The organism is Mesorhizobium sp. M7A.F.Ca.AU.002.02.1.1, from assembly GCF_003998535.1.
GTDB classification, from domain to species: domain Bacteria; phylum Pseudomonadota; class Alphaproteobacteria; order Rhizobiales; family Rhizobiaceae; genus Mesorhizobium; species Mesorhizobium ciceri.
In genome coordinates, this window is record NZ_RZPB01000368.1 from 1 (window position 1) to 6,035 (window position 6,035).

The 6,035-nt window shown below is 62.4% G+C and carries 6 protein-coding genes; all 6 read right to left on the reverse strand.

From position 1 onward, the window contains the following. A partial coding sequence (locus tag EN879_RS21190; protein WP_245493847.1) for an endonuclease/exonuclease/phosphatase family protein occupies positions 1–515 on the reverse strand: 515 nt, incomplete at its 3' end. 166 nt (positions 516–681) lie between these two features. After that, positions 682–2,232 (reverse strand): sodium:proton antiporter, encoded by a 1,551-nt coding sequence (locus EN879_RS21195; protein WP_027161381.1) that lies wholly within the window; start codon positions 2,230–2,232, stop codon positions 682–684. A 262-nt stretch (positions 2,233–2,494) separates the two neighbouring features. Then, positions 2,495–3,559 carry an ABC transporter ATP-binding protein gene (locus EN879_RS21200; RefSeq protein ID WP_013529688.1) on the reverse strand — a complete coding sequence of 355 codons (1,065 nt, stop codon included), beginning with the start codon at positions 3,557–3,559 and terminating at the stop codon, positions 2,495–2,497. A gap of 16 nt (positions 3,560–3,575) precedes the next feature. Then, positions 3,576–4,367: an ABC transporter permease gene (locus EN879_RS21205; RefSeq protein ID WP_063168960.1), complete on the reverse strand. Its 792-nt coding sequence runs from the start codon at positions 4,365–4,367 to the stop codon at positions 3,576–3,578. Further along, the gene (locus EN879_RS21210; protein ID WP_224621361.1) at positions 4,364–5,158 is read right to left on the reverse strand and encodes an ABC transporter permease subunit; all 795 of its coding nucleotides are present in this window, start codon (positions 5,156–5,158) and stop codon (positions 4,364–4,366) included. The genes EN879_RS21205 and EN879_RS21210 overlap by 4 nt, the downstream gene beginning before the upstream one ends. A 187-nt stretch (positions 5,159–5,345) precedes the next feature. Further along, on the reverse strand, positions 5,346–6,035 hold a 690-nt coding region (locus tag EN879_RS21215), incomplete at its 5' end, for an ABC transporter substrate-binding protein (RefSeq protein ID WP_164774497.1).

Consider the following 6,035-nt stretch of genomic DNA (forward strand, 5'->3'; position numbering starts at 1 on the left):
ACGCCGCTCCACGGCCCGCCGTCGGACGGTGCCCGGCGATGCTCGGCCAGGAGATAGTCGATCTGCTCCAGCCGCTCCTCGGCCGCGATATGGGCGAGATGCAGCGACAACACCCGCACCGGCCCTGCCGGCGTGCGGATCATGCATTCAAGTGCTGCATTGCGGGTGTTGAGCGGCCGCAGCGTGCGGCGCATCGGCAGCGCATGCAGCCGCGACCAGACGATCGGCAGTTTCGACAGCACCATGGTGCCGAACTGGCGGCGCCGGTTGACCAGGCGGCCGTCATGCCGCTCGCTGGCGTCCATGTCGAAGGCCGGGCCATAGACCCAGTGATAGTCGGGCAGCAGGCTGGAAAGCAGTTCCGGCTGATCGTCGAAATTGCTGCGTTGCCAGTGACGCTCGACTTCCTGCAGTGCAATGACGTCGGCGCCGGCAACGATGCGCGCGGCGCGCGAAAGATCGTAGCGCCCGTCGCTGCCGAACCCGTACTGGATGTTGTAGCTGACCAGCTTCATTGCTTATCCGGCTCAATTTCGTGTTGGCAGTAGCGGTTCGATGCCGCGGTTGCAATGTGCAGGAGAATGGACCTGGCTTGGACCAGCCTTGCCCCTGACCGGGATCATGCACCGATCCCGAAGCACTTCGGTATCTTCCGTGCGCCGGAAAACGGCGTGCGATGCCTCAAGTATTCAGCGGCTGGAACCGGCCGGGTGGCGACGCGGCCAGTTCGGTCCAGTCGATCTCTTCCTCAAGGCGATGATAGGCTTCGTCGCCAATCGTCCCATTGCGGCGCAATTCCTCCAGCGCGTCGCGCTGGCTCTTGATCGCATAAAGACGCAAGCGGTCATATTCGGTCGCCGCCTGGGCATCGTCGGGGTTTTTGGCGATCTTGCGTTGAGCGGCATATTGCTCGCGCACCGCGGCCGCCGCGTCCGATGTCTTGCCGCTCAATATGTCGAGCGCCGCCTGCATGACCACAACACGCGCCTGCGCAACCTCGCGGTCGACCGTTTCGTCAGGGTTGAGGTTCAAAAGGCGCAGCAGCGGCTTCAGGCTCATGCCTTGCAGCACCAGCGTGCCGAGGACGACCGTGAAGGCAGCGAGCACGATCGGGTCGCGGGCCGGGAATTCAGCCGGCAGGGCGAATGCCGCCGCAAGCGTCACCAAACCGCGCATCCCGCACCAGCCGATCAGCACGCCGCCACGAAACGACGGAGCGTCACGCTGACGATCAGCCACGCCGAAACGGTCAAACCACCTGATGATCGCGCCGCACCCCAGAACCCAGACGAAGCGTGAGACGATGACGATGGCGAGCACTGTCCCGGCCAGGACGAACGCATCGGTCTGCCCCTGCCCGGCAAGCCGGCCGACGATCGTACGCGCCTGCAGGCCCATCAGCACGAAAGCCAGAACATTGAGCACGAAGACCGCCGTTTCCCAGACGGAATAAGAGCTGATGCGGTTTCTGGCCGGCATGCGGCGCGGCGCGGTGCGGGCGATCGTCATGGCATAGACGACTATGGTGATGATGGCCGACAGTCCGATCCTGTCGGCCAGGATCCAGACCCCGAACGTGCCGGCAAATTGCACCACAGTGCCGCTCGCCGGGTCCTCGATCCGGCCCAGCGTCATCAGAGACAACCGGCCAAGCAGATAGCCGGCCGCAAGACTGCCGAGCGTGGACAGCAGGATCATCGGAACGGCGCTGCTCAGCAGAATGGAGCCTGCTGCCGCAGAAATCGCCATTCGGTAAATCAGCAGCGCGGTGGCGTCGTTAAGCAGGCTCTCGCCTTGCAGAATGGCAGTGATGCGATGCGGCACCTTGAACTGGCCAAGCACGGCCGATGCCGCAACCGCATCGGGCGGCGCCACGATGGCGCCAAGCGCTATAGCCGCGGCAATCGGCAGACCTGCCATCGCCCAGCCGGCCAGCGCCACCGTCGCTGTCGTGAAAAGGACGGCACCAAGCGCCAGCAGCACAAGCGGCACCTTGTAGCGGTTGAGATCGCGCAGCGACGTGTCATAGGCGGCGTCGAGCAGCACCGGCGCGATGAACAGGGCAAGCGCCAGTTCCGGGTCGATCTCGATGGTCGGCACGCCAGGCACGAAGGCGATGGCCACCCCTGCCAGCGCCAGCAAAGAGGGATAAGGAACCTGCACGCGCCGCGACAGCGCCGTCAGCGCAACGGCGATCAACAGCAGAACGAGTGTCAGTTCGAAAAGAACCATGGCCTCTTATAGCCGGGAAGCGAGATTCTGGCAGCGGCAAAGCGGCTGGAAATTGTTGATTGCCCGGCAAGCTCGAGCCGGCAGAAAATACCTCGAATTGCTTCCTGACAAATCGCCGTCCACACCGACATTGAAATCATCTGATATGGGGCTCGCTTAAACGCGGACTTCCCTGCACTGCAGCCCATGCCACGCGGGCGGAAGCATCCTTCCCCCTTCGCTAACCGGGATACAGCCATTCATTCCAAACAAGCGCAGCAGCCTAGTGCAGCACGAGCATATCGCTCGAAGAAAACGAGATCTCGGCCTTCTCACCAACTGCGGGGGGCGGCGTTGCCGGGCTGTTGAACGTGTCGAGCGAGACCGTGTTGCCGCCGATGCCGACACGAACCCGGATGACCGATCCGAGGAAATGCACTTCGGAGATTTCTCCGGATAGGCTGGAGTCACGGCCAGGCTGGCGGCCCAGCGAAATAGCTTCCGGACGCAGCGCCAGGGACAGCGTGTCGCCCGACTTGGAACCGTTGAGCTTGCCCTTGAGCGAGACCTGTTCGGAATTGACCCGCACCGTGCCCGCGGCGGCATCGGTGACGGTGCCTTCCAGCACATTCAGCGTGCCGACGAAATTGGCGACGAACTTGGTTGCCGGCCGGTTGTAGATCTCGAATGGCGTGCCGACCTGCTCGGCCTTGCCGCCATACATGACGGCGATGCGGTCCGAGATCGACAGCGCCTCTTCCTGGTCGTGCGTGACGAAGATGGTGGTGATGCCGAGCTTCTTCTGGATCGACCGGATTTCCTCGCGCAGCGACACGCGCACCTTGGCGTCGAGCGCCGACAGCGGCTCGTCGAGCAGCAGCAGCTTTGGCTTCGGCGCGATGGCGCGGGCTAGCGCGATGCGCTGCTGCTGGCCGCCCGAGAGCTGGTAGGGATAGCGATCCGCCATCTGCGGCAGCTTGATGATGCCGAGCATCTCGGCGACGCGGGCATCGATGTCCGCCCTCGGCATGCCGGCGACCTTCAAGCCGAAGCCGATATTCTGCGCCACGGTCAGGTTCGGGAACAGCGCATAGGCCTGGAACACCATGCCGACATTGCGCTGGTTGGGCTTCAGTCTCGTAATGTCCTTGCCGCTGACGACGATCGTGCCCGCGCTCGGCTCCTCGAAACCGGCAACCATGCGCAACACCGTCGTCTTGCCGCAGCCGGATGGCCCGAGGAAGGAGACGAATTCGCCGCGCTCTACGTCGAGATTGAAGTCCTCCACCACCGTGGTGGCGCCGAAAGATTTTCGAACGTGCTGGATGGAGAGGAATGGGTCGGCCATGGCGTGGTTCTCTCGATCAATTTGGGCGGTTCGCCGATTTCGGCGCGAAGCGGGACAGGATCTGGATCAGCGACATGCAGCCCCAGGTGATGGCGAAGGCGATCACTGCAAGGGCTGCGGGCTCGTATGCACGGTTGGCGCCGATGTTCTGCAGATACGGGCCGAAAGCCGGACGGCTGAGCAGGCTGGCCATTGTAAACTCGCCAATGACGATGGCGAAAGTCAGGAATGCGCCGGACAGCACCGCGATCAGCACATTGGGCAGGATGACGCGGGTGATGATGGTGCCCCAGCCCGCACCCAGAATTTGCGCGGCTTCGGTCAGCGTACGCACATCGATGGTGCGCAGACCGGTGTCAACGGCCCGATACATGTAAGGCAGAGACAGCGTCGTATAGCCAATGACAAGCAACGCGTTCGCACCCCAATTGCTTGCCAAGAATGGCAGCGGCGAGTTCGAGCCGTACATCCTGATATAGCCGAAGACGATGACGATTGCCGGAATGACCAGCGGCAAAAGGGTGATGAATTCGACGATTGGCCTGAGCTGAGGCAGACGCAGCCGGATCCAGTATGCCGCCGGCACCACGATCAGCACCCCCAGGATAATGGTGCAGAGGGCAGCGATGACTGAAAAAAGGAAAGTTGACTGGAAGCGCGCGTCTCCCAGCACGACTTGATAGGCGTCGAAGGAGTGGACGCCGCGCCGCATGCGCAGCGAGAACTCGACCGTCGCGATCAACGGAATAAAGAAATAGGCAGCCCCGACAACAAAGACGACCCAGGCCCAGAACTTACCTGACTTCATTTGAGCCACCTTTCGGACCGAGTCCGAAACCAGATGTAGAAGACATTCGCAAGCCCGGTGATGACGATCATGCCAAAGGCTATGGCATAAGCGAGTTGCGGGTTGTGCAGCACGTCGCCGTTCATCTGCGAGTAGAGCTTGATCGGAACGATATTAAGCGTCGGACCGGCAAACGCATAAGCGGTGGCGATGGCGCCGAAGGCGTTCGCAAACAACAGGATGACCGTACCGAGAAAACTCGGCCATATCACAGGGATGACAACCATGCGCCAGTACTGCGCCTGCGTGGCACCGAGCGTGGCCGCAGCCTCGCCCCACTCCTTCTTCAAGCCATCGATGGCTGGCACGATGATGACCACCATCAGGGGAATCTGAAAGAACAGATAGACCGCGATCAGGCCCGTTGTGGTGAGAAAATTGAAGCCCATCGCGTAAATGTTGATGTTGAGCACGTCACGCAGAAGCGTCGTGACGATACCGACACGGCCGAGCGTAGCCAGGAACGCGAAGGCGAGCGGCAAGCCGGCAAAATTCGAGGCGACGCCCGAAAACGTCAGGGTCGCGGAGCGCGTCCAGCTTGGCAGTCCGCCGCGCACGATCGCGATCGCGATGGCGAGCCCGGCAAACGCCCCGATGATGGCCGACCAGAAACTGATCTTGATCGAAGACCAGTAGGAATTGCTGATCGACGGATCGCTGACCAGCTGCAGAATATTGTCGAGCGTGAACCCGCCTTCACCGTTCCGGAAGGCTCCCACGACGAGATAGAGCGTGGGCAGGATCAAGAACATTAGGGCAAAGATGAAGAACGGCGCCACGCCGATCCATTGCGTCGGCAAGCGGAAGGCGGTCGCCTCCTTCGGCGGCACCGGCTTGGTGGCGAATGCCTGATTTGAAAGCGAGAGATCGGTCATGCGCCGGCTACCGTCTTCGAGGAAGGACCGGGCGGCCTCGCGGCCGCCCGGTGGATTTCAAGTCTTACTTGACGTTGGCGCCGACAGTGGCGTCCCAGTTCTTGCTGATAGCTTCCTTGGCCTTAGCCTGCTCGTCGAGCGACGGGAACGCGGCCGAGGCATAGGATTCCGCCGGCGGCAGCTTGGCCAGCACGTCCGCCGGGATCTTGCCGTTCTTGGCGAGATCGTTGAAGCGGATCGGGTGGCAATAGCCCTTCAGCCAGCCGATCTGGCCTTCGTCGGAGTAGAGGTATTCCATCCACAGCTTGGCTGCATTCGGATGCGGCGCGTAGGCGCTGATCGCCTGCACGTAGACGCCGGCGACGACGCCGGTCTTCGGCACGATGACGTCGACGGGCGGGTTGCCCTTCAGCGTGTCGCGGCCGGCGAGCGCGTTGTAGTCCCAGTTGATCAGGATCGGGGTCTGACCCTGGGCAAGCGTTGCCGGCTTGCCCACGACCGGAACGAAATTGCCGGCGGCGTTGAGCTTCTTGAAGAAGTCTAGGCCAGCAGTGCCGGCAGCTTCACCGGCTGCGGCGCCACCGGAAAGGCCGGCGGCGTAGACAGCCTGGATGGCCTGGTTTGAAACGCGCGGATCGCCGGCAAGAGCGACCGCGTTGGCGAATTCCGGCTTCAAGAGGTCGGCCCAGTCGGTGGGCGATTCCTTGATCAGGTCCTTGTTCACCATGAACGACAGAACGCCGTAATAGTCGCC